Consider the following 25,129-nt stretch of genomic DNA (forward strand, 5'->3'; position numbering starts at 1 on the left):
GGAGGAGTAAAACCCTCCTTTTTTCGTTTTTATTTTGGGTGTCAATGATATGAATATACAACAACAATTTAATTTAACTGGTAATGAAATAGGTTATTGGTTTGTCAGTGCTAATGGTCGATTATGGTTACCTAATGGTGAAGTTCCTGTTGGGCGTGCCGATAAACTTGGGTTTACCCATAAGTGTGCGCAACCAATAGGCGAATGGAATGGGCAAATTGCTTGGCTGATTTGTGATGAAATGAAAAATGCAATGAGTTCAATTCGTCAATTACTGGATATAACCGATCAATCCTTATTTAATATAGCAGGTCGGGCTGTACAACTTTCTGAGTTTTATCGTTCTCATAAATATTGTGGCTATTGTGGACATGAGATGTATATTAGTAATACAGAATGGTGCTGTATGTGTGACCATTGTAAAGAGCGTTACTATCCACAAATTTCACCATCTATTATCGTGGCTATTCGCCACAAAGATAAAATTTTATTAGCAAAGCATGTTAGGCATAATCAAGATAACTTGTATACTGTTTTAGCTGGTTTCACTGAAATTGGTGAAACAATGGAAACCGCAGTTGAGCGGGAAGTATTTGAAGAGTCAAGAATCAAAATTAAGAATATTCGTTATGTAGGCTCGCAACCTTGGCCATTTCCTAATTCATTAATGATGGCTTATTTAGCTGATTATGATAGTGGTGAAATAGTGGTAGACAAAAATGAACTCATTGAAGCAAACTGGTACCATTACACACAATTACCTAAAATTCCTGAGTATGGCACCATTGCAAGACGCTTAATTGAAGATACAATTATACTTTGCCGTGACTATGATGAATACGGTAATGATTAATTATATTCAATAGTTCTAGTTAGATTAACAGTTTTTGATTCATCGCCTGTTGTAATACAAACAGCTTTAGTCCAATCGTTGTTTTGATTATAATCTGAATAAGTACACGTTTCGGTGAGTTCAACCTCTTGTTCATTTTTATCATTAATGATGATGTCACCATTTGATGCTAATTTAAAGGTTCTGGTGATGGTTTTTTCTAATTGTTTATTGGCATTGTAAACGACATCTTTTTCTTGAGCTAATACAGGGAACTTTGTTTTTTCATCAACAGGAACATAAGCGTTATATAACACAAGCTCGACACGGTCGTTGTCATAAATAATTTTGCTATTAAAAATGACGTTATTTTCTGCAAAGTGTGATAGGGTGGTTTCAACCAAACGACCTTGTTCATCAAATTCTGAACTTGCAACTATATTATTATTATTGTTTTTCATGCCAAGAATATTTTTCGATGAATCAAAAGTAATCTCATAAACATTTCTGGTGTCGCCCATACCGTAGCTATATTTAGCTGTTTCATAGTTAATGTCGCCATGTAACCCTTCTAAATCATAATTAGCTACAAATCCTTGTTCATTGTAATTAATGGTTTTACTTGATAAGCCTTGAATATGTTGTTGTTTAATCATTTTATTAAACGGTAAAAGTTCTGGTTCAGTATGAAAAAGATAACTATTAATCATTGCTGTCGGTAATTGTGGCGAGTATTTTTCATCAACTGTTTTTTTATCATCGCAACCGCTGATGGATAGTGTACTGCTAAATATACATATATATAAAAATAAACTATTTTTTTTCATAGAGCAGATTTCCTTTTATTCTGTTGTCTTATTTATTTTTGCACCAAGTAGCAAGTGCTTCGTAGTGCCAATCTTTCATCATGTGGTACCAAGCAGAACGCCATTTACGTACAGTATCATTGTGTAAATTAAGTGCTTTTCTTATTTGTAAATTATTAGCTCCAGAGACAAGTAGATCGATGAATTGTAGCCATAATTCAGGTTTTGGTATTCGGTTTAAACTAGTGTTGCTTAAAATATTAAAACTATGTCGACAGCGTTTACAGCGATAGCAAGTGCGAGAACCGACTTTGGTTGTTTCGTTCGATCCGCAGTGTATACAAGTTGGACTTTGTTCATTCAATAAGGCGGTTACTTTAGCTTTAATGTTTTGATGCTGTTCTGCTAAAGTTGGCATTAAGGCGGTTTGTTTTTGATGTGTATACCACTTATGCAATGATGGGTAATAGATTTGAAGATAATGAATAATAGCACGATCTCGACGCATTACCTTTTCTAATGAGCTTTCAAGTTTTTTGGCAATATTGAGATAACTAATATTTTTTATGCGACTAGTAAAGATAAGTTCTAGCCAATTAAATGGCATTAAACGATTGAAAGGAGTATTGGTTGAAACAGTAAAATATTTATGACAATCTTTACAACGGTATGTTTTAGTTGGTTTTGAACGAATTAAATAAAATTCAGTTTTTTTACAAAATGGACAAGCTTGTACATGTTGCGATGTTATTTTTTCTAGGTCATGATGAAAAGCTTTAAATTCATCATGCAATTCGGTTGGTACGAGTTCATAAATCATTTTTTATTCCCTTATCGCTTATCCCTGTAAATATTATCAGATTTTTACTTAAACATATAGCTTCCCCGAAACTTTTTTACAATTTTTAGCAAAGAGTAATTCTTAACCAAGAATAAGTGATAACTTATTTTTATTTCTTATTTTTTTATTATCGATGCCCAGGTGAAGAATGAAAGTTATATTGTTATTAAATAGTATGATTGATAATGTGATTCGATATGTTAGATATTTTGTAGGAAAAGTCGAGTTGTTTACACTTCATAATTAAAATAATCCTTTAAAACTCATAGGCGTTTTCCCGAAAGCACTTTATGAGGTTTAACTGTATTATAATGGATAATAAATTGCTTAAGTTTTTGTTGCCTATCTTTTGAATCTTCGAATATTTGCTGATTATGCCACATTTCCATATTAAAGTGCGTATCATTCTTTCCGCTTTCCCATTCGTTTGCGGGCAGGTTTGGTAAATTTTTGATTGATACGATAGTTATTACACGTTTTAACAAATAAGTGTTCGCCTGTGCTTTGATATTTACGTCCGTTATTGGAATAAATACGCCTTCCAAATATTGGAGAGCGTAATTATTATCTATTTGAATAAATATATTTATTTTTGGTGCAACCATTTGGCGACTTGTTTGGCAAAATAGGTTAATACACCATCGGCTCCTGCGCGTTTAAAACAAAGTAAAGACTCCATAATGGCTGATTTTTCATCTAACCAACCGTTTTTAATTGCCGCTGTTAACATGGCATATTCGCCAGAAACCTGATAAGCAAAAGTCGGCACAGCAAAAGTTTCTTTGACTCTTTGTACTATATCAAGATAAGGCATACCTGGTTTAACCATGACCATATCTGCACCTTCGCTTAAATCTTGATAAATTTCTTGTAATGCTTCATCACTGTTAGCAGGATCAAGCTGATAAGTTTTTTTATTGCCACCTTTAATATTTTTGGCAGAACCGACAGCATCACGGAAAGGACCGTAAAAACAAGATGCATATTTAGCTGAATAGGCCATAATTTGAGTGTTAACAAAACCGTGTTTTTCTAGCTCATTACGTATTGCGCCAATGCGTCCATCCATCATATCGCTTGGTGCGATAATGTCCACTCCCGCTTCTGCTTGCATTAGCGCTTGTTTTACAAGCGTCTTAACAGAGCGATCATTTTGCACGTACCCTTGTTCATCAATAATGCCGTCTTGTCCATGGGTGGTATAAGGATCAAGTGCGACATCAGTGAGTATTCCGAGCTCAGGGAACTCTTTTTTTAATGTTCGAATCGCTTTCGGTACTAATCCAGTTTCATTATATGCTTCTTGAGCAAGTAGTGATTTTTTTGCTGGTTCAATAGCAGGAAATAATGAAAGAACAGGAATCCCTAATTTAGCTACTTGTTCTGCTTCTTTTAGTAATACATCAATGCTCATTCGATTTACATTTGGCATTGAGGTAATGGGTTCAGTAACATTATTGCCTTCAATAATGAAAACTGGATAAATGAGGTCATTGACGGTCAAGCTGTGTTCTGCAACCATACGACGACTAAAATCATGGGCACGATTACGACGTAAGCGGCGAATTGGATATTGACCTGTAAATGATGGCATGAAAAACTCCTGTTTATTCTTAATCAGATTTCATTTATTATCTGACGCTATATGTTGATTGGCAAATTAATTTGCTCTCTTAGAATAATTCGATTTTTTACTTTACAACATATATTGATTAGGGGTAAAATTACGCACTAAATTTTAGTCCCTTGTGATATTAAACAAATTTGAGGTGAGAGGCACATGCCAGTAATTAAAGTACGTGAAAATGAACCTTTCGATGTAGCATTACGTCGTTTCAAACGTTCTTGTGAAAAAGCAGGAGTTTTAGCTGAAGTTCGTAATCGTGAATTTTACGAAAAACCAACGACTATTCGTAAACGAGCTAAAGCGGCAGCTGTTAAACGCCATGCTAAAAAATTAGAAAGAGAAAACGCTCGTCGCACTCGTCTATATTAATTGTTTTTAAGATTATTTATACTGAAAACTTGAATTGATATTAAAATCAATTTGTTATTTTTTTTAATATAAAGAATTCTAACAAGCCGTATTTTTGATACGGCTTGTTGTCTTTCTATAACACCTAAATTGGTTGAAAATTTATCATGAAAGGTCATATCCCTCGCGATTTCATTTTAGATCTCATTGCTCGAACTAGCATTCTTGATGTGATTAGTAAACGCGTTAAAATGAAAAAAAAAGGGAATAACTATTTTGGTTGCTGCCCTTTCCATGATGAAAAAACAGCCTCTTTTTCGCTGAATGAGAAAAAGCAGATCTATTACTGTTTTGGATGTGGTGCATCGGGATCGGTTGTTAATTTTTTAATGCAATATGAACGGTTGTCTTTCCCTGAAGCCATTGAAGAATTGGCTAGTATACAAGGGATTCGAGTACCTTATATTGATAGTGATAACAATCAAATAGATCAATCCAAGCATATTGAATCTCGAAATGTACGTCGTGATTTGTATACCTTGATGGCTAAAATCACGGATTTCTACCAGCAGCAATTAGTATTACCAACATCTATCGATGCTCAAAAATATCTTGAAAATCGAGGGCTGAACGCTGAAATTATTGCTAGATATAAAATTGGTTTTGCCCCTAATGATTGGCGATTAACTTCACAAAACATTGTTAAAACAAAAGCTGAAGCAGTGCTTTATGAACAAGCAGGCATGCTTGTAACCAATGATAGTGGTAATCAATATGACCGCTTTCGGGCACGAATCATGTTTCCTATCCGTGATAGGCAAGGAAACGTGATAGCATTTGGTGGACGAACTATCATTAATGATCCAGCAAAATATATTAATTCACCGGAAACACCAATTTTCCATAAAGGTTTTCAACTTTATGGACTTTATGAAACACAAGAAGTGAATCGTAATCCTCAACAACTCATCGTGGTTGAAGGTTATATGGATGTAGTTTCGCTTGCTCAATATGGCATTGATTATGCAGTTGCTTCTTTAGGCACGGCAACTTCAGAAGAACATATTAAGTTATTATTTAGAGCAACAGATTCGGTAATATTTTGTTATGATGGCGATAATGCTGGGCGAAGTGCCGCTTGGCGAGCTCTTAATGTATTATTGCCTTGCTTAATCGATGGTAAGAAAATTACCTTTGCTTTTTTACCTCAAGATGAAGATCCGGATAGTTTTGTTCGTAAAGTTGGTAAAGCGGGTTTTGAAAAATATTTAAATGAGGCCTCAAATTTATCAAAGTTTTTATTTGATGAACTTTTGAAACAGGTTGATTTAAAAACAGCTGAAGGAAAAGCTAAATTGAGCTCGTTAGCATTACCGCTACTTGATCAAATTAAAGCAAAAGCTTTCAGATTAAATTTATTACAAAAACTTGGCAATTATTTAGGTTTGCTTGATGTCTCTCAGCTAGAGCAATTAATGAATGAAAATCGATCTAAAAGTGATGAAAAGGCGAAAGAAAAAGTCCCTGTATCACAAATGAAATTAACCACTATGCGTGTTTTAATTGGTTTATTACTTCAATACCCTAATCTTGCTGAGCAAGTTTCTGATATTAATGTGATTCGCCAAGTTAAAATGGCAGGTATTGAGATCTTCATTGAATTACTTGAATTATGTCAACGTTATCCCAATATAACGACAGCACAAATATTAACAGAGTGTATAGATAGACCGTTTTATAAACAATTAAATCGTTTATCAACATGGGAGTGCCATTATCAAGATGATGAAATAGATTCAACTTTTTCACATACTTTAAAAGAGTTGTATGATAACATACTCGCCCAAAGGCAAGATGAACTAATCGCAAAAGAGAGAGTCTCCGGTTTAAGTACCGCAGAGAAAAAAGAATTGGCGACTTTAATACTTGTTTTATCAAAAAAAGACTAAATATATAGGGTACATGTAGATTTCAGATACTGTTCTACATATATAATATAGATGACCAAATAACTAAAGTGGATACCTTTTATGGAGCAAAATTCTCAATCACAGCTTAAACTCCTAATCATTCGAGGTAAGGAGCTAGGATACCTGACCTATGCTGATGTCAACGATCACTTGCCTGAAGAGATTATTGATTCAGATCAGATTGAAGATATTATCCAAATGATTAATGATATGGGGATTCAAGTTCTTGAAGAAGCCCCAGATTCTGATGAGTTATTACTTTCCGATAATGTCCCTGATGAAGAGGCCGTTGAAGCAGCGACAGCATTAGTATTATCTAATGTTGAGTCAGAAATTGGTAGAACAACCGATCCCGTTCGTATGTATATGCGTGAAATGGGGGCGGTTGAACTGTTAACGCGTGAAGGCGAAATTGATATTGCTAAGCGTATTGAAGATGGTATTAATCAGGTTCAAACTTCAGTATCCGAATATCCAGAAGCCATTACCTATCTTTTAGAGCAATATAATTTAATCGAAAGCGGACAAGTTCGTTTATCTGATTTGATTACAGGTTTTGTTGATCCAAATGCTGAAGAAGTCTCTGAAGAACTACCTGAAGAGTTAGTTAGTGAAACCGAAATTGACATTGATGATAGCGACGATGAGAATGAGGATGAAGAAAGCGATGCTTCAACTGATGATGATGTTTCTATTGATCCTGAAGTTGCAAAAGCTAAATTTGCTGAATTAAAAGAGCAACATGATAAAACTTCTGAGGCTATAAAAAAATATGGTCGTGCTCATAAAAAAGCACAAAAAGAGATCGAAAATCTATCAGAAATATTCAAACAATTCCGTTTAGTTGCTAAGCAGTTTGATATTCTTGTTAATAATATGAGAAGCATGATGGAGCGCGTTAGAACACATGAACGTGCCATTATGAAGATCTGTGTGGAACAATGCAAAATGCCGAAAAAGCAGTTTATGACGCATTTTACCGGTAATGAAAATAACATGAATTGGTATCACAAGGCATTAACTGCTAAAGGTGCATTTGCTGTAAGTTTGAAAGAATTTGAAGAACCTATCCAAGTTCAGATCAATCTATTACAGCAAATTGAAACAGAAACTAATCTTTCTATTGAGCAAATTAAAGATATTAATCGACGCATGTCTATTGGTGAAGCTAAAGCACGTCGTGCTAAGAAAGAAATGGTTGAAGCTAACTTGCGACTCGTTATCTCTATTGCGAAGAAATATACTAACCGCGGATTACAATTCTTAGATCTTATCCAAGAAGGTAATATAGGTTTGATGAAAGCGGTTGATAAGTTTGAATATCGTCGTGGTTATAAATTTTCAACCTATGCAACTTGGTGGATAAGGCAAGCTATTACTCGTTCTATTGCCGATCAAGCAAGGACAATCCGTATTCCAGTGCATATGATTGAAACAATCAACAAATTAAATCGTATTTCACGTCAAATGTTACAAGAGATTGGTCGTGAACCAACACCTGAAGAGTTGTCAGAGCGCATGCAAATGCCAGAAGACAAAATTCGTAAAGTGCTTAAGATTGCTAAAGAACCTATTTCAATGGAAACACCTGTTGGGGATGATGAGGATTCCCATTTAGGTGATTTTATTGAAGATACCGCTCTTGAGCAACCGTTAGATGCAGCTACGTCTGAAAGCCTGCGCAGTGCGACACGCGATATCTTATCTGGTTTAACGCCAAGAGAAGCCAAAGTGTTACGTATGCGATTTGGTATTGATATGAATACAGATCATACGCTAGAAGAAGTCGGTAAACAATTTGATGTCACACGTGAACGTATTCGTCAAATTGAAGCTAAAGCCTTGCGTAAGTTACGCCATCCAAGTCGATCCGATGTGCTTCGTAGTTTCTTAGAATAAATTTTATTTTCTATTTAGATCGCCACAATTGTGGCGATTTTTTTTACTAATTAAGCTAAAAGCTATGAATATACTCCAACGTTTTAAACTTGATCCATTCTTATTAACGCTAATTTGTGTCGTCATTACAGCAAATTTTTTCCCATGTGAGGGGCAAACCAAAGTTTTTTTTGAAAACCTCACAACCTTTGCTATTGGCTTACTCTTTTTTATGCATGGCGCCAAGCTTTCTTTTCAAGCAATTGTTATTGGCATAAAAAATTGGCGATTGCATTTGGTTATTTTTATGACTACTTTTGTTATCTTCCCGATCCTTGGGGTGATGATGCAAGTCTTGGTTCCCAGTTTCTTATCACAAAATCTTTATTTGGGTTTTGTTTATCTTTGCGTATTACCGGCAACCGTTCAATCTGCTATTGCGTTTACCTCAATTGCAAAAGGCAATGTGGCTGCGGCTATTTGTAGTGCTTCAGCATCAACATTATTAGGGGTGTTTATTTCTCCTGTTTTAGTGAGTTTATTGATGCATACCCAAGCTTCAAATTCTATGAATATGCTAGATGCCATCACTTCTATCATGTTAAAACTTATGTTGCCATTTTTACTTGGTCACTTATCAAGACGCTTTATTGGCAAATGGGTGGATAAATATAAAAGTGTCATTTCTAAAACCGATCGATTCTCGATTCTAATAGTTGTATATGTAGCCTTTAGTGATGCCGTTGCTAATGGCATTTGGTCTCAAATTAGTTTGTTATCACTTTTATCAATTATTTTTTATTCTATTATATTATTAATTATTGTTTTATTAATAACAACTTATGGTTCAAGATTACTGGGTTTTAACAAAGAAGATGAAATCACTATTGTGTTTTGTGGTTCCAAAAAAAGTTTAGCGAGCGGTATACCTATGGCTAGCATTATTTTTCCTATGTCGATAATTGGCATAATAATTTTACCCTTAATGATTTTTCATCAAGTTCAATTAATGATTTGTGCGCTTTTAGCTGCACATTATGCAAAACGAAAAATTTAAAAATTGTTTTGCTCATTGCCCTATTCTCAAGGATAATAGGGCCGCTATTAACAACAGAAAGATATATTATGTTACATCTATTTGCTGAATTAGAATTTTCGACCATTATACTATTAGTTTTGGCACTGTTTTTTGTACTCTTTTATGAAGCAATTAATGGATTCCACGACACAGCTAATGCTGTTGCAACAGTAATTTATACTAGGGCATTAAAGGAACAACTCGCTGTTTTTATGGCTGGTATGTTTAACTTTTTTGGGGTTTTGCTTGGTGGCCTCAGTGTGGCTTATGCCATAGTTCATCTATTACCTACTGATTTATTGCTTAATGTCAGTTCATCACATGGGCTTGCTATGGTCTTTTCTATTTTATTTGCGGCTATCATTTGGAATCTTGGAACATGGTATCTTGGTATTCCAGCATCAAGCTCACATACCCTAATTGGTTCAATTATTGGTGTGGCACTGACTAACGCATTTATTATGGATACATCAATAATAGATGCCCTTAATATTCCTAAGATGATTCATATCTTTTTATCATTAATTGTTTCCCCTATTGTAGGTCTTGTGATTGCAGGCTTGATGATCTTTCTGTTGAGAAAATATTGGACACGTAAAAGCCAAAGTAAAAAAAGCAGCAAAAAACGAGAACGTATTTTCATGACGCCAGAACAACGTGAAAAACTCTATGGCAAAAAGAAACCCCCTTTTTGGATTCGCATTATGCTTATAATTTCAGCTGCTGGTGTGAGTTTTTCACATGGTGCTAATGATGGGCAAAAAGGTATCGGCTTATTAATGTTAGTATTAATGGGCATTGCTCCTGCTGGCTTTATTGTTAACATGAATGCATCCACCTATGATATTACAAATACTCGTAATGCGATTCACAATATTCAAGAGTATTTTGTTACCCATAATGATGATTTAAATACAATAATTGGTACGCAGCCTGCGTTAGACACCAGCATTCCAGAAGGCGATTTGAATAAATATCATTGTGATTATTCACGCTCATTTATCACATTAGGGATTGCTAATCACTTATTTAACAAAATCAATGATTACGGCTCATTGACTGTTGATCAACGATCACAAACTAGACGTATATTGTTATGTTTATCTGATACGGTATCTCATGTTGCCAAACAACCGAATGTATCATCAGAAGACAAACAATATCTTAAATCTTTAAATAATGATTTACTTAAGACAGTAGAGTATGCCCCAATTTGGATTATTGTTGCGGTTGCCTCGGCATTAGCGGTAGGGACGATGATTGGTTGGCGTCGTGTGGCGATTACTATCGGTGAAAAAATTGGTAAGAAAGGCATGACTTACGCACAAGGCGTATCGGCACAAATCACAACAGCTTTATCAATTGGGATTGCAAGTTACACCGGCATGCCAGTATCGACGACTCAAGTCCTTTCTTCATCGGTTGCGGGGACGATGATTGTTGATGGTGGTGGCGTGCAAAGTAAAACCATTAAAAGTATTGCATTAACATGGATTTTAACACTTCCAATTTCGATTTTGTTATCTGGATCACTTTTTTGGCTTGCTCAAAAATTAATTTAGTAGTAAAAGTAGAGTACTGATTTTCAATTTACTTGAGCGTTAAAAATAGGAAGGAGTAAAGTATCATGGCTTATAAACATATATTAGTCGCAGTTGATTTATCACCTGAAAGTGAAGTTCTTGTCGAAAAAGCCGTTTCGATGGCTAGGCCATATAATGCTCAAATATCATTGATTCATGTTGGTATTAATTATTCAGACCTTTACACGGGTTTAGTTGATATCAATATGAATGATATGAAAGATCGTATTACCGAAGATGCACATCTTGCATTAAATAAATTAGCGGATGATGCAGGTTATCCTATCGCTCATACTCTTTCGGGCAATGGGGAATTTGACCAAGTATTAATTGAAGCGATTCACGAATATAACATTGATCTGGTTGTGTGTGGGCATCATCAGGATTTCTGGAGTAAATTAATGTCTTCTGCTCGTCAACTTATCAATAATACCCATATTGATACTTTGATTGTTCCATTAAAGGATGAAGAGCCAGTGGAAGAACCAGCTAAATGAAGTGTTAAATATCAACCCGCTTAATTAGCGGGTTTTTTATTAGTATTTCATAAATAAATTTGTAAAAAACTTTCAGAAAAGCATGTGTTTTAGTATATTTTTATTTACTACTTTCTTGTTTGTACCTATTGCATTTATGGAAATACACTCAAATTGTTATATAGTCAATAAGGGGATTGAATATGAATATCGCTTTAGTTACTGGTGCATCTTCTGGATTTGGGCAAGCTATTTGTCGTAAGCTAATCGCAGATGGTTATAAAGTGGTAGGTGTCGCTAGGCGTGCAGAAAAATTACAAAAGCTAGCGGATGAATTGGGAAGAAACTTTACTTTTTTAGCTTTGGATATCACAAAAAAAGATGCAGTAGAGTCAATATTGTTGCAGCTACCTAAAGAATTCCAACCTGTCGATATTTTAATTAATAATGCTGGATTGGCCTTGGGGTTAGAGCCTGCTTATCAAGCCGATTATAATGATTGGGAAACAATGATCCAAACTAACATAATTGGATTAATCCACTTGACCCATCAGCTTTTGCCTAGTATGGTTGAGCATAATTTTGGTTACATCATTAACCTTGGTTCTGTAGCCGGTACCTATGCTTACAAAGGTGGAAATGTATACGGTGCATCTAAAGCATTTGTTAAACAATTTAGTGCTAATTTGCGTACCGATCTTTTAGGAACAAACATTAGGGTGACTAATATCGAACCTGGATTATGTGGTGGTACTGAATTTTCTAATGTTAGATTTCATGGAAATAATGAACAAGCAGCTGCCGTATACAAAGGTATTGATTATATAACTCCAGATGATATCGCCAATACTGTCTCATGGTTAGTTAATACACCAACACATTTTAATGTCAATTCACTTGAGATAATGCCTGTTGCACAAGCTCAAGCTGGATTAGCGGTTTACAAAGAAGGTGAATAATCAAATAACATCGGGATTAAATTATAAATACCGATATTCTTTAATTTTAAAAAATAGATATAAAAAACAAAATAGACTTGCACTTCTTTCTTTGGATTGCTATTCTTTTCCCTTGTAATTTTGATTGAGGTTAATGGTAATGACATTTACTGAAGTGACTAAAACATTTGCAACAAGTTTACCGGGTACAGATAGCTATGTGAAACTGCGCAACGCTATGCGGACATTGATTCAAGAAGACCCAAAAAATGCAGCGGTTTATTTTTTGATCTTTGGATTTGCGCGCACTTATGTCATGCTATATGAAGATCAGGAAATATCGCCAACGTTTGCAGAAGACAATCAAAAGTTAATGTTATCGTACCTTAATATTCTTGATGAAGCGTTAGAAAAACAAGATACTGAAAGCATCTACCAAGCTTTGAATAAAGTCGTTCATGAGTACGAAAACAGTAAAAAAGTTTTTTAAAATTACAGCCTGACATGAAAATGTCGGGCTGTTTTGTTTTTAGCATTTTAAAGTATAAATTTAGTTAGGGAAGTGATGAAAATGATAATGACTATTTCAAACATTATTGGCACCTTAGGCACTATTATTCAATATAGGGTGGGTTGATTTTTCCTTAAAAAATATAAAAACCCGCCCAAAAAGGCGGGTTTTTAGTTTATATAAAAAGTATGTTCAAAAAGCATAAAAATAAATAAAAGATAAAATTTTGATATTTATAGTAATATTATTAAAATTGCTGATTTTTTGGCAAAAGGTATTTTGGATTTTAATGGGCATAAATTAGAACAATAAGTAAAGGTGTGATATGAAAGTTTTAAAATTTGGAGGAACTTCTGTCGCTAACGCAGAACGTTTTTTACGCGTTGCAGAGATTATTGAAAATAATGCTAAGCAAGAGCAAAACGCAGCCGTTTTATCAGCACCGGCTAAAATTACTAATCATTTAGTCGCAATGGTAGAAAAAACAGTTGCAGGACAAGATATACAAAATAATATCTATGATGCTGAAAAAATCTTTGCTGATTTATTAGAAGGTATTGCAAAAGCACAACCTAATTTTGCTTATGAACAGATGAAGCGCTTTGCGCTTGATGAATTAAATAATATTAAGCAATTGCTTAAGGGTATTGGTTTATTAGGTCAATGCCCTGATAGCATTAATGCATCAATTATCTGTCGTGGTGAAAAACTTTCTATCGCCATTATGGAAGAACTACTAAAGGCTAAAGGGCATTTAGTTACTGTAATCAATCCAGTCGCGATGTTAATTGCAGAAGGTAGCTATTTAGAATCAACGGTCGATATTGCAGAGTCTTCACACCGCATTAGTGAAATGCGTATCCCACAAGATCATATTATTTTAATGCCTGGTTTTACAGCAGGTAATGAGAAAGGCGAGTTAGTTGTTCTTGGGCGTAATGGTTCAGACTATTCAGCTTCGGTACTAGCAGCATGCTTACGTGCTAATAGCTGTGAAATATGGACAGATGTTGATGGTGTTTATACCTGTGATCCCCGTATTGTACCCGATGCTAAACTGCTTACAACGATGTCTTATCAAGAAGCCATGGAGCTTTCATATTTTGGTGCAAAAGTGCTTCATCCAAGAACAATTTTACCTATTGCCCAGTTCCAAATCCCTTGTTTAATTAAAAATACCAATAACCCTGATGCACCGGGAACACTGATTGGAGCAAATGTGGTTGATTCAACAACCCCAGTAAAAGGTATTACCAATTTAAATAACATGGCAATGATCAATGTTTCTGGTCCTGGGTTAAAGGGCATGGTTGGTATGTCTGCCCGTGTTTTTTCAGCAATGTCTTATGCAGGTATTTCAGTGGTACTCATTACTCAATCTTCATCAGAATATAGTATCAGTTTTTGTGTACCTCAAACTGAACTGTATCGCGCTGAAGAAGCATTAAGTGATGAGTTTTTCTTAGAATTAAAAGATGGGTTACTTGAACCAATTGAAGTAATCGAAAAACAAGCGATTATCTCTGTTGTCGGTGATGGTATGCGGACATTGCGAGGCTTATCGGCTAACTTTTTTACAGCGCTTGCTAGAGCCAATATTAATATTGTTGCGATTGCACAAGGTTCATCTGAACGGTCTATTTCAGTTGTGGTTGATAATGATGTTGCCGTGATGGGCGTACGTGTTGCGCATCAGATGTTATTTGGTACTGATAAAATGCTTGATGTGTTTGTGATTGGTGTTGGTGGTGTTGGTGGTGCATTAATTGATCAAATCGGACGTCAACAAGCATGGCTTAAAAACAAACAGATCGATTTGCGTGTTTGTGGGTTATTTAATTCTAAACATAACGTTCTTAATCGCGATGGTATCGATCTTTCAAATTGGCGAGAGCAAATTAAGCACAGTGAAAATAGTTACTCGTTAGATGGAATTATTGAGTTTGCTAAAAATAATCGATTACTTAATCCAATTTTAGTTGATTGTACTTCTAGTTGTGAAATATCTGATAAATATGCAGACTTTTTAGCTAATGGCTTTCATGTTGTCACGCCAAATAAAAAAGCAAATACAAGTTCAATGGCTTATTATTTACGTTTACGTCAAGAAGCCGAAAAAAGTAAACGTAAATTTCAGTACGACACCAATGTTGGAGCTGGTCTACCCGTTATTGAAAATTTACAAAATCTACTTAATGCTGGGGATGAACTAATTAAATTCTCTGGCATATTATCAGGTTCGCTCTCTTTTATTTTTGGAAAACTTGATGAGGGAATGTCATTGTCCGAAGCCACTAAATTGGCAAAAGAGAAAGGCTTTACTGAACCTGATCCTCGTGATGATTTATCGGGTACAGATGTCGCTAGAAAGCTATTAATTTTAGCCCGAGAAGCAGGATTACAATTAGAACTTGATCAAATCGAAGTTGAATCGGTTTTACCTGAACAATATGCACAAGGTAGTATTGATGAGTTTATGGCTAAATTACCGCAATTAGATTTAGAGTTTAAAGCAAAATCAGAACAAGCGGCAAAACAAGGCAAAGTATTACGTTATGTGGGTAGCATAGAAAACAATCAATGCAGTGTTAGAATTGAAGCTGTCGATAGTGAAGATCCTCTTTATAAAGTCAAAAATGGCGAAAATGCCTTAGCATTTTATACGCGTTATTACCAACCAATTCCTTTGGTCTTACGTGGTTATGGTGCAGGGAATGATGTCACAGCAGCAGGTGTTTTTGCTGATATTTTACGAACTACATCTGGCAAAATTGGGGGTTAAATGAGTCATAAATCTTTAACTGTTTATGCACCCGCATCAATGGCCAATATTAGTGTTGGCTTTGATATATTAGGTGCAGCAATTAGCCCGATTAGTGGTGCGATGCTGGGGGACTGTATTACCGTTGAATCTGCTAACGAATTTTCCCTTACTAGCAAAGGTCAATTTGTTAAAAAACTACCACGTGATCCAAAATGTAATATTGTATTTCAATGTTGGCAGTGCTTTTGCCAAGCAATGGGTAAAAAATTGCCTGTCAGTATGACGCTTGAAAAAAATATGCCAATTGGCTCGGGGCTAGGATCAAGTGCTTGCTCTGTGGTTGGGGCATTTGTTGCTTTAAATGAGTTTTTTGATAAACCATTTAATGAGTTTGAAATGCTTTCAATGATGGGGGAACTTGAAGGACGTATTTCGGGTAGTGTGCATTATGATAATGTGGCGCCCTGCTATTTGGGTGGAATGCAACTTATCCTTGATGAAATGGGCATCATTAGTGAATCGATACCGCATTTTGAAGAGTGGTACTGGGTAATGGCATATCCAGGCATTAAGGTTTCAACCGCTGATGCGCGCGCAATATTACCTGCCCAGTATCAAAAAGCTGATTGTATAGCGCATGGGCGCTATGTTGGTGGGTTCTTGCATGCTTGTTATACCAAGCAATCTAAGCTAGCTGCGGCAATGCTTTTTGATAATATTGCAGAGCCGTATCGTAAACAGCTATTGCCTCACTTTGATGAAACACAAAAACGGGTTAAACAACTTGGTGCGTTGGCATCGGGTATTTCCGGTTCTGGTCCAACAATGTTTGTGATTGCCGATAAGCTTGAAACTGCTCAGCAAATTGAATCACTGCTTAAACATTGTTATTTACAAAATGATGAAGGTTTTACCCATATTTGTAAAATAGATGCTCAAGGTGCAAGAGTGATCTAAGTTTATTGATTATAAAAAATCGGGTTAAACCTAAGAAGACGCCAACTTTTTGCTGATTAAGTTAATATCAGAAAAAGCACAAAATTAAAGCATAAAGATAACTGGAATATATTATGAAATTGTATAACTTAAAAGATCATTACCAGCAAGTTAGTTTTGCTGATGCGGTGCAACAAGGATTAGGAAGAGGGCAAGGTTTATTCTTCCCTCAAGAGCTACCTAAGTTTTCTATAAACGAAATTGAATCATTATTAACACTCGATTTTGTGACTCGTAGCGCTAAAATCTTATCCGCTTTTATTGGTGATGAGATCAGCTTTGATGATATGCATAGGCTCGTTAACAATGCGTTCCAATTTCCTGCCCCTGTAAAATCGGTAGAAGCTGATATTGGTTCACTAGAACTCTATCACGGGCCAACGCTCGCATTTAAAGATTTTGGTGGACGTTTTATGGCGCAAGCATTAGTCCAAGTTGCAGCAGATAAAAAAATTACTATTTTAACTGCTACATCTGGCGATACTGGAGCCGCTGTTGCCCATGCATTTTATCATTTACCTAATATACGGGTCGTAATTTTATATCCCGAGGGAAAAATTAGCCCATTACAAGAAAAACTTTTTTGTACACTTGGTGATAACATCCATACTATTGCGATTCAAAGCGACTTTGACGCTTGCCAAACATTAGTTAAAAAAGCATTTGATGATGAGGAATTAAAAACTAACATTGGTTTGAATTCTGCTAATTCTATCAATATTAGCCGATTACTAGCGCAAATTTGTTATTACTTTGAAGCTTATGCACAACTAACGCCTAAGCAACGTGAACAACTTGTGATTTCAGTACCAAGTGGTAATTTTGGTGATTTAACGGCTGGTTTGCTTGCAAAAACAATGGGTTTACCAATTAAACGCTTTATTGCTGCAACAAATGCGAATGATACCGTACCACGATATTTAGAAACCGGAAAATGGGAACCTCACGCAACAGTTGCAACGCTATCTAATGCAATGGATGTTAGCCAACCTAATAATTGGCCTCGAATTGAGGAAATTTATAAAAGAGAAGGTTGGGCACTTAAATCACTTGGTCATGCTGCTGTGTCTGATGAAGTTGCTAAGCAGACCGTTCGTGAACTTAATCAAAAAAATTATTTGTCAGAGCCCCATGGTGCAATTGCTTACCGTGCATTACGTGATCAACTGCAAGACGGTGAATATGGTCTATTTTTAGGTACGGCGCATCCAGCTAAATTTAAAGAGGTGGTTGAAGATATTCTTGGCAAGTCAATTCCACTACCAAAAGCGCTAGCAGAACGAGCAGATATGACATTACTTTCCCATAATATGAGTGATGATTTTGCCAAATTACGTGATTTTTTAATTAACTTAGATTGGTAAATATTGTGCCGTTGCCCAATAGGCGACGGCATTTTTTACTTAATGACAGTGCTCCCTATTTGTTTACTTCATTGACTAGCCAATTTTATCCTCACAGTCATCATCTTTATTTTCAATGCTTAAATTTACTTGTACTACCCTATCTAAAAATAGAAGATACTAATCAACCTTGTTTAAATTAAAATTTTCAGCTATTGTAAGCTTAATTATGTCATTATAAGGATATTGTTATGTACTGTCCGTTTTGTAATGCAGATGATACAAAGGTGATTGATTCACGTCTTGTCGGTGAAGGATATCAAGTTCGTCGCCGTCGCCAGTGTGTCGAGTGCAATGAACGTTTTACCACATTTGAAATTGCTGAATTAATTATGCCTAATGTCATTAAAAGCAATAAAGTTCGTGAACCATTTAATGAGGATAAATTACGTAATGGTATCAAAAGGGCACTTGAAAAACGCCCAGTGAGTTTTGATGCCATTGAAGATGCGATTACACGTATAAAATCCAAACTTAGAGCAACCGGTGAACGCGAGGTTCCAGCAAAATTGATTGGTGACTATGTGATTGAAGAACTCAAAAACTTAGATAAAATTGCTTATATTCGTTTTGCTTCGGTCTATTTTAGTTTTGATGATATCGAACAATTTAGTAATGAAATTGCCAAGTTACAACAGAAATAATACCCCAGATGACGATGATAAACGACAATGATTATTTTTATATGCAACAAGCGATTGAGCTAGCTAAGCTTGGTCGTTTTACCACATCACCAAATCCTAATGTTGGTTGTGTGATTGTAAAAGACAATCAAATCATTGGTAAAGGTTATCATCAAAAAGCAGGGCTACCACATGCTGAAGTTTATGCACTACAAATGGCGGGGAATAATGCTAAAGATGCAACAGCATACGTAACACTAGAACCCTGTAGCCATTTTGGTCGAACGCCACCTTGTGCCGATGCCCTAATCAAATCGCAAATTAAACGTGTTGTTATTGCCATGCAAGATCCCAATCCAAATGTTTCGGGCAATGGTATAAAACGATTGCGTGATGCGGGAATTGAGGTGGTTGTTGGGGTATTCGATAGGCAGGCTGAAACGCTCAATCAAGGCTTTTTAAAACGAATGCGAACCGGATTGCCATATGTACAACTTAAACTTGCCACTTCTCTCGATGGTAAAGTGGCAATGGCATCGGGCGAAAGCAAATGGATCACATCAAGCACGGCAAGACAAGATGTACAACAGTTTAGGGCACAGGCAAGTTGTATTTTAAGTACCCGCATGACGGTACAAACCGATAACGCGAGTTTAACGGTTAGACATGCTGAATTACCTGATGATATAAAACAAGTTTATTCCGCCGAAAATATTCGGCAGCCCATTCGTGTCATTATTGATGGCCAAAATCAATTAACTGGTGATGAGAATCTTTTTAAGCAATTAGGCGAAATATGGGTAGTGCGGAAGCAAGCTATTTCCATCAATAAGCCTAACACTCAATTAATAGTTGAATCTTCACCAAAAAATAATATTGATTTAGTGCATTTAATGACAATTTTAGGGCAAAAAGGTATTAATTCTGTCTGGGTTGAAGCGGGTGCTCAGCTAGCTGGTGCTCTAATAGAACAAAACTTAATTGATGAATTGATTATCTATTACGCACCTAAATTACTTGGTCATAATGCAAAAGATATGTGTATATTACCTAGCTTACAAAATCTGGCAATGGCACCAAATTTTCGATTTGAATCGGTTGTCATGGTGGGCGAAGATCTGCGAGTTATTTTAAAACGGATATAATTCTATTAACAAAAAATCATCTATTAAGCGATATAGTCAAAAGCTAAAATGGGATTGATTATAAAACTACAAATCTGGGTTTTGATTTTAAATTAGGACGTCTGTTTGTTTTTAACTGATACCTTCAATCGTAACTAGATATTTAAATATCATATCTATGAACTATGAAGATTATAGATGTTACTATTTTGACATCGATGAACAATTTATTGTCTTTAGTCTTAGCTTTAAAAGGAATTTAGTATTATTGGAAATAGATAATAATAGCATTATCGATAATAGGTTCAAATATTTCACATCTTAAAAATAACTTTATATTTAATTCAAAGATTAAGCTTAACAGCTAATGCCAACTAGTATTAAGTAACATAAAAACATCAATCCCATGAATGAGAATATAATCTCATCATGGGATGATTAATATCAACTACCTTGTAATATTTTTAATGAATCTTCAGTGGTATTAATTGCTTTAATGCGTTCAAGGGTATCTTCAGTAATTACAGCACGAGTTAATTGCCGTAAAATATCTAGATGTTCATTGGTTTTTGCTGCTATCCCTATGACAACATAAGCAATATTGTTATCTTCATCCCAATAGATTCCTTCAGGGTAATAATTTATTTTTAGCCCTGTTTTGATGACACTATCACGTTTGTCAGTGGTACCATGCGGAATTGCGATGCCATTGCCTAAAAAAGTTGAGATTTGCGCATCGCGATCAAACATAGCTTGGGTATAATCATCTTTAACTAAACCTGCTTTAATCATTGCTTCTGATATTGACTGAATAGCTTCTTGTTTAGAGTGAGCGCCGCTGATGATTGAAATATCATTAGTTGTCAGTTTTAAATGATTCATTTGTCGTCCTTATTAATTTTGATTACCGAAAAGTTATCGATGTATCAACTGGTTAATTATACTGTGTCTTTAATTGCTAATTGTCGATTTTGATGAATACGCATTAAACCTAATAATATGGCACCAATAAGTGCACCAGCGAAAATACAACCCACCCATAGAAAAGGTTTATTTACCAATGGCAGTACTAAAAAACCACCATGGGGCGCAGGGACTTGAATTTTGCTTAAGAAAGTTAATACAGAAGCAATGGCCGATGATAGCATCATGATTGGTAGCACGTGTAATGGATCTTTAGCTGCAAAAGGGATGGCGCCTTCGGTAATGTGTGTTGAACCTAAAATATAGTTTACCATTCCGGCTGCACGTTCTTCTTCAGTAAATGCTTTGTCGCGGAAAATGGTCGTTGAAAAGGCAATCACAAAAGGGGGTACAATACACGCAGCAGAAACCCCAGCCATAAAGTAAAAGTTACCTTCACCTAATAGCATGGTGCCAGTCACATAGGCAGCTTTATTGACAGGACCGCCAAAGTCAAAAGAGCACATTGCTCCAATTACTATACCAAGTAAAATAGGGTTAGCGGATTGTAATGATTCAAGGAATGATTTCATGGCATTGTTAATCGTTGCAATCGGTCCGCCTAGTAAATACATGCCGGCACCGATCACAAAGACACCAATTAATGGCATGATAAAAATAGATTTTAGCCCTTCAAATGAACGAGGCAGGCAGTCTAACCGCTTCTTGACATAAAGCATTAGGTAACCCGCGGCAAAACCAGCAATAATGCCACCTAAAAAACCCGCTCCGGTCATATTGGCAATCAATCCGCCAACAAAACCGGCAACCATTCCAGGTCTTCCTCCTATAGAGTAAGCGACAAAACCGGTAAAGATTGGCACCATAATACCAAATGCTTGCCCGCCTATTTTCATCAATAATGCAGCAAATTCATTGTATTGTGCATTGGTTTCATCTGCTGAATAGATACCCCATAAAAATGAGAGTGCAATTAATACTCCACCAGCAACAACAAAAGGCAACATGTTAGAGACACCACTCATAAGGTGTTTATAAATCTGTCGACCCATCGATTCTTTTACATCTATTGGGTTAGATGGTGAAATAGAATTTTTGGTGTCGTTTTTATCGCTTTTGCGGATAGGAACCTTACCTGAAGTGATTTGTTCAATTAGTGCGGCTGCTTTATGAATACCATCTTTGACAGGGACTTCAATAACAGGCAATCCATCAAAACGGTTTGGGTTGACATCTTTATCTGCTGCTATAATAACACCCATTGCACTCGCAAGATCTATATCGGTAATGGCATTATCAACCCCTCCTGCACCATTGGTTTCTACTTTAATTTCAACGCCTGCTTTTTCAGCGGCAGCTTTCAAGGCTTCTTCTGCCATATAGGTATGGGCAATGCCCGTTGGGCAGCCTGTTACAGCTAATATTTTTTTCATAATAATCCCCCTTACTTTATTTGGGTCACTTCAAGCTGATCCATATAAATATTGACTTTATCTAATAAACCTAATCCATCTGATTCGGCCACGTTAGCACCAGTTGCAGATGCTTTTTTCATTGATTTTTCAATATGTTGTTGCTCAGGCAACCATTCACTAAGAAAAGCCGCCAGTGAAGCATCACCAGCACAAGCAGAGCTGATTAATTTGATTGCTACAGCATTGCAATACCAAATATGCACTCCATTAGAAAAGTAGAGTCCCTTAGCTCCCATGGTTAATAAAATGTTTTGTGCACCTTGTGCGTGTAGCGTTTCTAGCGTGGTAATGATTTGGGATGAGGTTCTGGTTTCAAGACCAAAAATCTCTTTCACTTCATCATCATTGGGTTTAATTAATAGTGGCTTATAGGTAAGTAACTGGCTTAATTTTTTGTGGCTAATATCAAGAATAAATTGAATATTTTTTTGGTTACATAAATCTAAAATCGTTTCATAATATTCAGGCTCAACATTATTGGGTAAACTACCACTGATAACTAAATAGCTATTGTTGACTAATGATTCAATGATAGTAAGCAGTTCGATTTTTTTATCGTTCGGTACAAATGGGCCTTTACTCACCAATTTATATTCATTTTGCCCATCATTAATAAAAACATTGATACGGGTAATATCGTCAATAAAACAGGGTTTTGTCTCAATCTGAATTTTTGTCAGTTCATCGGTAATATATTTACCTGAAAACCCGCCAAAAAAGCCTAGTGCACAAGTTGGTTTAGCAAATTTATGTAAGACAATTGAAACATTGATTGCTTTACCATTGGGACTATATTTCGTGTGTAATGTGCGATTGACGCTATTAGGGTTAAGTCCCTGACAATGAATATTCATATCGATTGCCGTGTTAAGTGTTAATGTATAGATCATCATCTCGACCCCTATAATTTGCCTGCACATCCACATGTTGCAATAATTTTTTTGACAATATCTTTCATTGCTGCTTTTGCAGGTTTCATATAGTGACGAGGATCATTCGCATCAGGATGTTCAATAAGATACTGTTTTAGGGCATCTGAAAATGCAATTTTTAATTCGGTTGCAACATTGACTTTACAAATGCCACGTCGAATACACTCACGGACATCTTTTTCTGGCACGCCAGATGCACCATGTAATACAAGGGGGATATCAACCATTGAACGGATTTCTGATAAGCGTTCAAAATCTAGTTTTGGTTCTGATTTATAAAGACCATGTGCGGTACCAATGGCGATAGCAAGCGAGTCAATTCCTGTTTTTTCAATAAATTCTACTGCTTGATTAGGATTTGTATATAAAGCATCTTTTGCATCAACAACGAGATCATCTTCAACGCCGCCAAGACGGCCTAGTTCAGCTTCAACGCTGACATCGTAACGGTGGGCGTAATTCACCACATGTTTAACAATCGCAATATTTTCTTCAAATGGGAAATGTGAACCATCAATCATCACCGAACGAACACCGGTGCTAATTTTATAAGCTATATCATCGAATTGTTCATGATGATCTAAATGAACTGCCAATGGAATGTTATATTTTTTCGATAACTCATCAGCAATGGCAATAATATTTTCTGTTCCGGCATAACTATATGTCCCAGGCGTGCCAGCTAAGATGACAGGAGACTGCAATTCGGCAACAGTTTCGACAACAACCTGCATGGTTTCTAAATTATGAATGTTAAAGGCAGGTACCGCGTAGTGTTCTGTTTGCGCTTTTTTTAACATATTGTGGCTTGAAATGATAGACATATGGCTTTCCCTTAATAATTTGGTTTCAGTTGATATTGTGCTAATAACTTTCTTTTTGAAATTTATTATTGATGAATATACTTTCAAAACGTAAGTTATTCTAGTGGTAATCACGTGAGATAGATCACAAAATTCAACTTTACTTTCGAAACGAAATAAAAATAATTTATAAATTTTCGTTTTGATGGTTAATATGTATATAGGGAATGCTGCAAAATAAAGAATGTATTAAGCATTATTAATATGATTTATAAGGTAAAACTCTGAACCTAGTTTGATGTTGACCAAGTATAGGATTAATTCTATTATCACTGCTCTTCATTTTTATCTACAGCATGGGAAATAAAATTGGCTAGAGCATCTTCAGCCCTATTAAAGCGACGATTGCAAATTGCAGAAATAGTTCGTCAGCAAGGCGAAGTTAAAGTTGATGAGTTATCAGAATTGCTTCAAGTCTCGAATGTGACTATTCGTCAAGATTTAACTTATTTAGAGCAGCAAGGATATTTAAAACGATCCTTTGGTGGCGCGATTTATATTGCTCCAGAGAGTGTGTTTAATCAGGCAAGTACCATTACCCCAAGTTATACACAAAGTGTTAGTGATTGTCGTGATGTTGAATTAGTCAAAGTCTGTTTAAGTTATATTAATGATGGTGATACGTTGTTTTTAAGCCATGGCAATTTAATAAGGAAATTGATTCCATTTTTACATGGCAAAAAATCATTAATACTTATTATGAATGATATTAGTAACGCACAATTAGCAAAAGAATTTACCGATGCTGAAGTGATTGTAGTTGGCGGTGTGTTACTTGATGGCAATATTTTACAAGATAACAAGATGATTAATTTTGTCTTGAATCAATTTTCAGTCACGCATTTTATCATTGAATTAAGTGCAATTAGTTCTGATAATCAATTAATTATTGAAAATTTAGAACAAGTTAAAACGTATCAACAAATAATGAAAAAAGCGGCACATACTATCGGCATTTTGCCACAACGCATCGCCCATAATGATAACAATAGCATTGGGATATTAGCTGATATTGATATGGTGGTTTTGTCACGACCAGCTGTGACTGAATATCATCAACAATTATTAGATACTCATTTTGATCAGCTGATTTCCAATAAATATTGTGTGACTTATCAAAACATCTTGGAGACATAA

Annotated in this window: 23 protein-coding genes; 15 read left to right on the forward strand and 8 right to left on the reverse strand. The window is 35.6% G+C overall.

Annotated features, from left to right (window positions below):
• Positions 1 to 49 precede the first annotated feature (49 nt).
• Entirely contained in the window at positions 50 to 853 is an 804-nt protein-coding gene (gene nudC, locus A9G24_RS00275; RefSeq protein ID WP_065637268.1) for an NAD(+) diphosphatase, read from the forward strand.
• Here the strand turns inward: nudC and A9G24_RS00280 are convergent.
• From A9G24_RS00280 to hemB, 4 genes are all read right to left on the reverse strand, one after another.
• Positions 850 to 1,659, reverse strand: coding sequence for a hypothetical protein (locus tag A9G24_RS00280; RefSeq protein WP_065637242.1), 810 nt, complete (start codon positions 1,657 to 1,659; stop codon positions 850 to 852). The two genes, nudC and A9G24_RS00280, sit on opposite strands and share 4 nt — an antisense overlap.
• Before the next feature lie 28 nt (positions 1,660 to 1,687).
• Positions 1,688 to 2,458 carry a hypothetical protein gene (locus A9G24_RS00285; protein WP_065637243.1) on the reverse strand — a complete coding sequence of 257 codons (771 nt, stop codon included), beginning with the start codon at positions 2,456 to 2,458 and terminating at the stop codon, positions 1,688 to 1,690.
• Between the two features lie 284 nt (positions 2,459 to 2,742).
• Positions 2,743 to 3,084 carry an integrase core domain-containing protein gene (locus tag A9G24_RS12395; protein WP_081303015.1) on the reverse strand — a complete coding sequence of 114 codons (342 nt, stop codon included), beginning with the start codon at positions 3,082 to 3,084 and terminating at the stop codon, positions 2,743 to 2,745.
• Positions 3,066 to 4,073 carry a porphobilinogen synthase gene (hemB, locus tag A9G24_RS00295; RefSeq protein ID WP_065637244.1) on the reverse strand — a complete coding sequence of 336 codons (1,008 nt, stop codon included), beginning with the start codon at positions 4,071 to 4,073 and terminating at the stop codon, positions 3,066 to 3,068. Before hemB ends, A9G24_RS12395 begins: the two co-directional genes overlap by 19 nt.
• Positions 4,074 to 4,259: 186 nt before the next feature.
• Between hemB and rpsU the strand changes: the two genes are divergently transcribed.
• The 13 genes from rpsU to ribD all read left to right on the forward strand — a co-directional run bounded on the left by rpsU (position 4,260) and on the right by ribD (position 19,819).
• On the forward strand, positions 4,260 to 4,475 hold the full coding sequence (gene rpsU, locus A9G24_RS00300; protein WP_034882800.1) for a 30S ribosomal protein S21: 216 nt from the start codon (positions 4,260 to 4,262) through the stop codon (positions 4,473 to 4,475).
• 146 nt (positions 4,476 to 4,621) lie between these two features.
• On the forward strand, positions 4,622 to 6,403 hold the full coding sequence (gene dnaG / locus A9G24_RS00305; protein ID WP_065637245.1) for a DNA primase: 1,782 nt from the start codon (positions 4,622 to 4,624) through the stop codon (positions 6,401 to 6,403).
• An 81-nt stretch (positions 6,404 to 6,484) separates the two neighbouring features.
• Positions 6,485 to 8,323 (forward strand): RNA polymerase sigma factor RpoD, encoded by a 1,839-nt coding sequence (gene rpoD / locus A9G24_RS00310; protein WP_065637246.1) that lies wholly within the window; start codon positions 6,485 to 6,487, stop codon positions 8,321 to 8,323.
• A gap of 64 nt (positions 8,324 to 8,387) precedes the next feature.
• Positions 8,388 to 9,359: a bile acid:sodium symporter family protein gene (locus A9G24_RS00315; RefSeq protein ID WP_065637247.1), complete on the forward strand. Its 972-nt coding sequence runs from the start codon at positions 8,388 to 8,390 to the stop codon at positions 9,357 to 9,359.
• A gap of 68 nt (positions 9,360 to 9,427) precedes the next feature.
• On the forward strand, positions 9,428 to 10,942 hold the full coding sequence (gene pitA, locus A9G24_RS00320; protein WP_065637248.1) for an inorganic phosphate transporter PitA: 1,515 nt from the start codon (positions 9,428 to 9,430) through the stop codon (positions 10,940 to 10,942).
• 65 nt (positions 10,943 to 11,007) lie between these two features.
• On the forward strand, positions 11,008 to 11,460 hold the full coding sequence (uspA, locus tag A9G24_RS00325; protein WP_065637249.1) for a universal stress protein UspA: 453 nt from the start codon (positions 11,008 to 11,010) through the stop codon (positions 11,458 to 11,460).
• 182 nt (positions 11,461 to 11,642) lie between these two features.
• Complete coding sequence (locus A9G24_RS00330) at positions 11,643 to 12,398, forward strand: SDR family NAD(P)-dependent oxidoreductase (RefSeq protein WP_065637250.1); 756 nt, start codon at positions 11,643 to 11,645, stop codon at positions 12,396 to 12,398.
• Positions 12,399 to 12,537: 139 nt separating this feature from the next.
• Entirely contained in the window at positions 12,538 to 12,867 is a 330-nt protein-coding gene (locus A9G24_RS00335) for a hypothetical protein (RefSeq protein WP_065637251.1), read from the forward strand.
• A gap of 346 nt (positions 12,868 to 13,213) precedes the next feature.
• Entirely contained in the window at positions 13,214 to 15,670 is a 2,457-nt protein-coding gene (gene thrA / locus A9G24_RS00340) for a bifunctional aspartate kinase/homoserine dehydrogenase I (protein WP_065637252.1), read from the forward strand.
• On the forward strand, positions 15,671 to 16,609 hold the full coding sequence (gene thrB / locus A9G24_RS00345) for a homoserine kinase (protein ID WP_065637253.1): 939 nt from the start codon (positions 15,671 to 15,673) through the stop codon (positions 16,607 to 16,609).
• Between the two features lie 113 nt (positions 16,610 to 16,722).
• Positions 16,723 to 18,012, forward strand: coding sequence for a threonine synthase (gene thrC / locus A9G24_RS00350; protein WP_065637254.1), 1,290 nt, complete (start codon positions 16,723 to 16,725; stop codon positions 18,010 to 18,012).
• A 230-nt stretch (positions 18,013 to 18,242) separates the two neighbouring features.
• Positions 18,243 to 18,695, forward strand: coding sequence for a transcriptional regulator NrdR (nrdR, locus tag A9G24_RS00355; RefSeq protein ID WP_065587000.1), 453 nt, complete (start codon positions 18,243 to 18,245; stop codon positions 18,693 to 18,695).
• A gap of 14 nt (positions 18,696 to 18,709) precedes the next feature.
• Positions 18,710 to 19,819, forward strand: coding sequence for a bifunctional diaminohydroxyphosphoribosylaminopyrimidine deaminase/5-amino-6-(5-phosphoribosylamino)uracil reductase RibD (gene ribD, locus A9G24_RS00360; RefSeq protein ID WP_065637269.1), 1,110 nt, complete (start codon positions 18,710 to 18,712; stop codon positions 19,817 to 19,819).
• Between the two features lie 423 nt (positions 19,820 to 20,242).
• On the opposite strand, the gene A9G24_RS00365 is transcribed toward ribD, so the two are convergent.
• The 4 genes from A9G24_RS00365 to A9G24_RS00380 are packed head-to-tail and all read right to left on the reverse strand — an operon-like array spanning position 20,243 to position 23,953.
• Positions 20,243 to 20,680, reverse strand: a complete 438-nt coding sequence (locus A9G24_RS00365; protein ID WP_065637255.1) for a PTS sugar transporter subunit IIA — start codon at positions 20,678 to 20,680, stop codon at positions 20,243 to 20,245.
• A 56-nt stretch (positions 20,681 to 20,736) separates the two neighbouring features.
• Positions 20,737 to 22,155: a PTS fructose transporter subunit IIC gene (locus A9G24_RS00370; RefSeq protein ID WP_065637256.1), complete on the reverse strand. Its 1,419-nt coding sequence runs from the start codon at positions 22,153 to 22,155 to the stop codon at positions 20,737 to 20,739.
• A gap of 11 nt (positions 22,156 to 22,166) precedes the next feature.
• Positions 22,167 to 23,087, reverse strand: a complete 921-nt coding sequence (locus A9G24_RS00375) for a 1-phosphofructokinase family hexose kinase (RefSeq protein ID WP_065637270.1) — start codon at positions 23,085 to 23,087, stop codon at positions 22,167 to 22,169.
• 11 nt (positions 23,088 to 23,098) lie between these two features.
• A complete protein-coding gene (locus A9G24_RS00380) occupies positions 23,099 to 23,953 on the reverse strand; it encodes a tagatose bisphosphate family class II aldolase (RefSeq protein ID WP_065637257.1) in 855 nt (284 codons plus the stop codon).
• Between the two features lie 348 nt (positions 23,954 to 24,301).
• On the opposite strand from A9G24_RS00380, the gene A9G24_RS00385 reads away from it, so the two are divergent.
• Positions 24,302 to 25,129: a DeoR/GlpR family DNA-binding transcription regulator gene (locus A9G24_RS00385; RefSeq protein WP_081303016.1), complete on the forward strand. Its 828-nt coding sequence runs from the start codon at positions 24,302 to 24,304 to the stop codon at positions 25,127 to 25,129.

It is taken from the genome of Gilliamella sp. App6-5, assembly GCF_001690525.1.
Lineage (GTDB): Bacteria > Pseudomonadota > Gammaproteobacteria > Enterobacterales > Orbaceae > Gilliamella > Gilliamella apicola_H.

What these genes read in the sequence shown, in the direction of transcription:
- A9G24_RS00330 (WP_065637250.1), top strand. Translation starts at nt 11,643, where the DNA reads ATGAATATCGCTTTAGTTACTGGTGCATCTTCTGGATTTGGGCAAGCT.
- A9G24_RS00375 (WP_065637270.1), bottom strand. Translation starts at nt 23,087, where the DNA reads ATGATCTATACATTAACACTTAACACGGCAATCGATATGAATATTCAT.
- thrC (WP_065637254.1), top strand. Translation starts at nt 16,723, where the DNA reads ATGAAATTGTATAACTTAAAAGATCATTACCAGCAAGTTAGTTTTGCT.
- A9G24_RS00280 (WP_065637242.1), bottom strand. Translation starts at nt 1,659, where the DNA reads ATGAAAAAAAATAGTTTATTTTTATATATATGTATATTTAGCAGTACA.
- thrA (WP_065637252.1), top strand. Translation starts at nt 13,214, where the DNA reads ATGAAAGTTTTAAAATTTGGAGGAACTTCTGTCGCTAACGCAGAACGT.
- A9G24_RS12395 (WP_081303015.1), bottom strand. Translation starts at nt 3,084, where the DNA reads ATGGTTGCACCAAAAATAAATATATTTATTCAAATAGATAATAATTAC.
- thrB (WP_065637253.1), top strand. Translation starts at nt 15,671, where the DNA reads ATGAGTCATAAATCTTTAACTGTTTATGCACCCGCATCAATGGCCAAT.
- A9G24_RS00285 (WP_065637243.1), bottom strand. Translation starts at nt 2,458, where the DNA reads ATGATTTATGAACTCGTACCAACCGAATTGCATGATGAATTTAAAGCT.
- A9G24_RS00335 (WP_065637251.1), top strand. Translation starts at nt 12,538, where the DNA reads ATGACATTTACTGAAGTGACTAAAACATTTGCAACAAGTTTACCGGGT.
- hemB (WP_065637244.1), bottom strand. Translation starts at nt 4,073, where the DNA reads ATGCCATCATTTACAGGTCAATATCCAATTCGCCGCTTACGTCGTAAT.
- pitA (WP_065637248.1), top strand. Translation starts at nt 9,428, where the DNA reads ATGTTACATCTATTTGCTGAATTAGAATTTTCGACCATTATACTATTA.
- dnaG (WP_065637245.1), top strand. Translation starts at nt 4,622, where the DNA reads ATGAAAGGTCATATCCCTCGCGATTTCATTTTAGATCTCATTGCTCGA.
- A9G24_RS00380 (WP_065637257.1), bottom strand. Translation starts at nt 23,953, where the DNA reads ATGTCTATCATTTCAAGCCACAATATGTTAAAAAAAGCGCAAACAGAA.
- A9G24_RS00370 (WP_065637256.1), bottom strand. Translation starts at nt 22,155, where the DNA reads ATGAAAAAAATATTAGCTGTAACAGGCTGCCCAACGGGCATTGCCCAT.
- uspA (WP_065637249.1), top strand. Translation starts at nt 11,008, where the DNA reads ATGGCTTATAAACATATATTAGTCGCAGTTGATTTATCACCTGAAAGT.
- A9G24_RS00315 (WP_065637247.1), top strand. Translation starts at nt 8,388, where the DNA reads ATGAATATACTCCAACGTTTTAAACTTGATCCATTCTTATTAACGCTA.
- nudC (WP_065637268.1), top strand. Translation starts at nt 50, where the DNA reads ATGAATATACAACAACAATTTAATTTAACTGGTAATGAAATAGGTTAT.
- rpoD (WP_065637246.1), top strand. Translation starts at nt 6,485, where the DNA reads ATGGAGCAAAATTCTCAATCACAGCTTAAACTCCTAATCATTCGAGGT.
- ribD (WP_065637269.1), top strand. Translation starts at nt 18,710, where the DNA reads ATGATAAACGACAATGATTATTTTTATATGCAACAAGCGATTGAGCTA.
- A9G24_RS00365 (WP_065637255.1), bottom strand. Translation starts at nt 20,680, where the DNA reads ATGAATCATTTAAAACTGACAACTAATGATATTTCAATCATCAGCGGC.
- nrdR (WP_065587000.1), top strand. Translation starts at nt 18,243, where the DNA reads ATGTACTGTCCGTTTTGTAATGCAGATGATACAAAGGTGATTGATTCA.
- rpsU (WP_034882800.1), top strand. Translation starts at nt 4,260, where the DNA reads ATGCCAGTAATTAAAGTACGTGAAAATGAACCTTTCGATGTAGCATTA.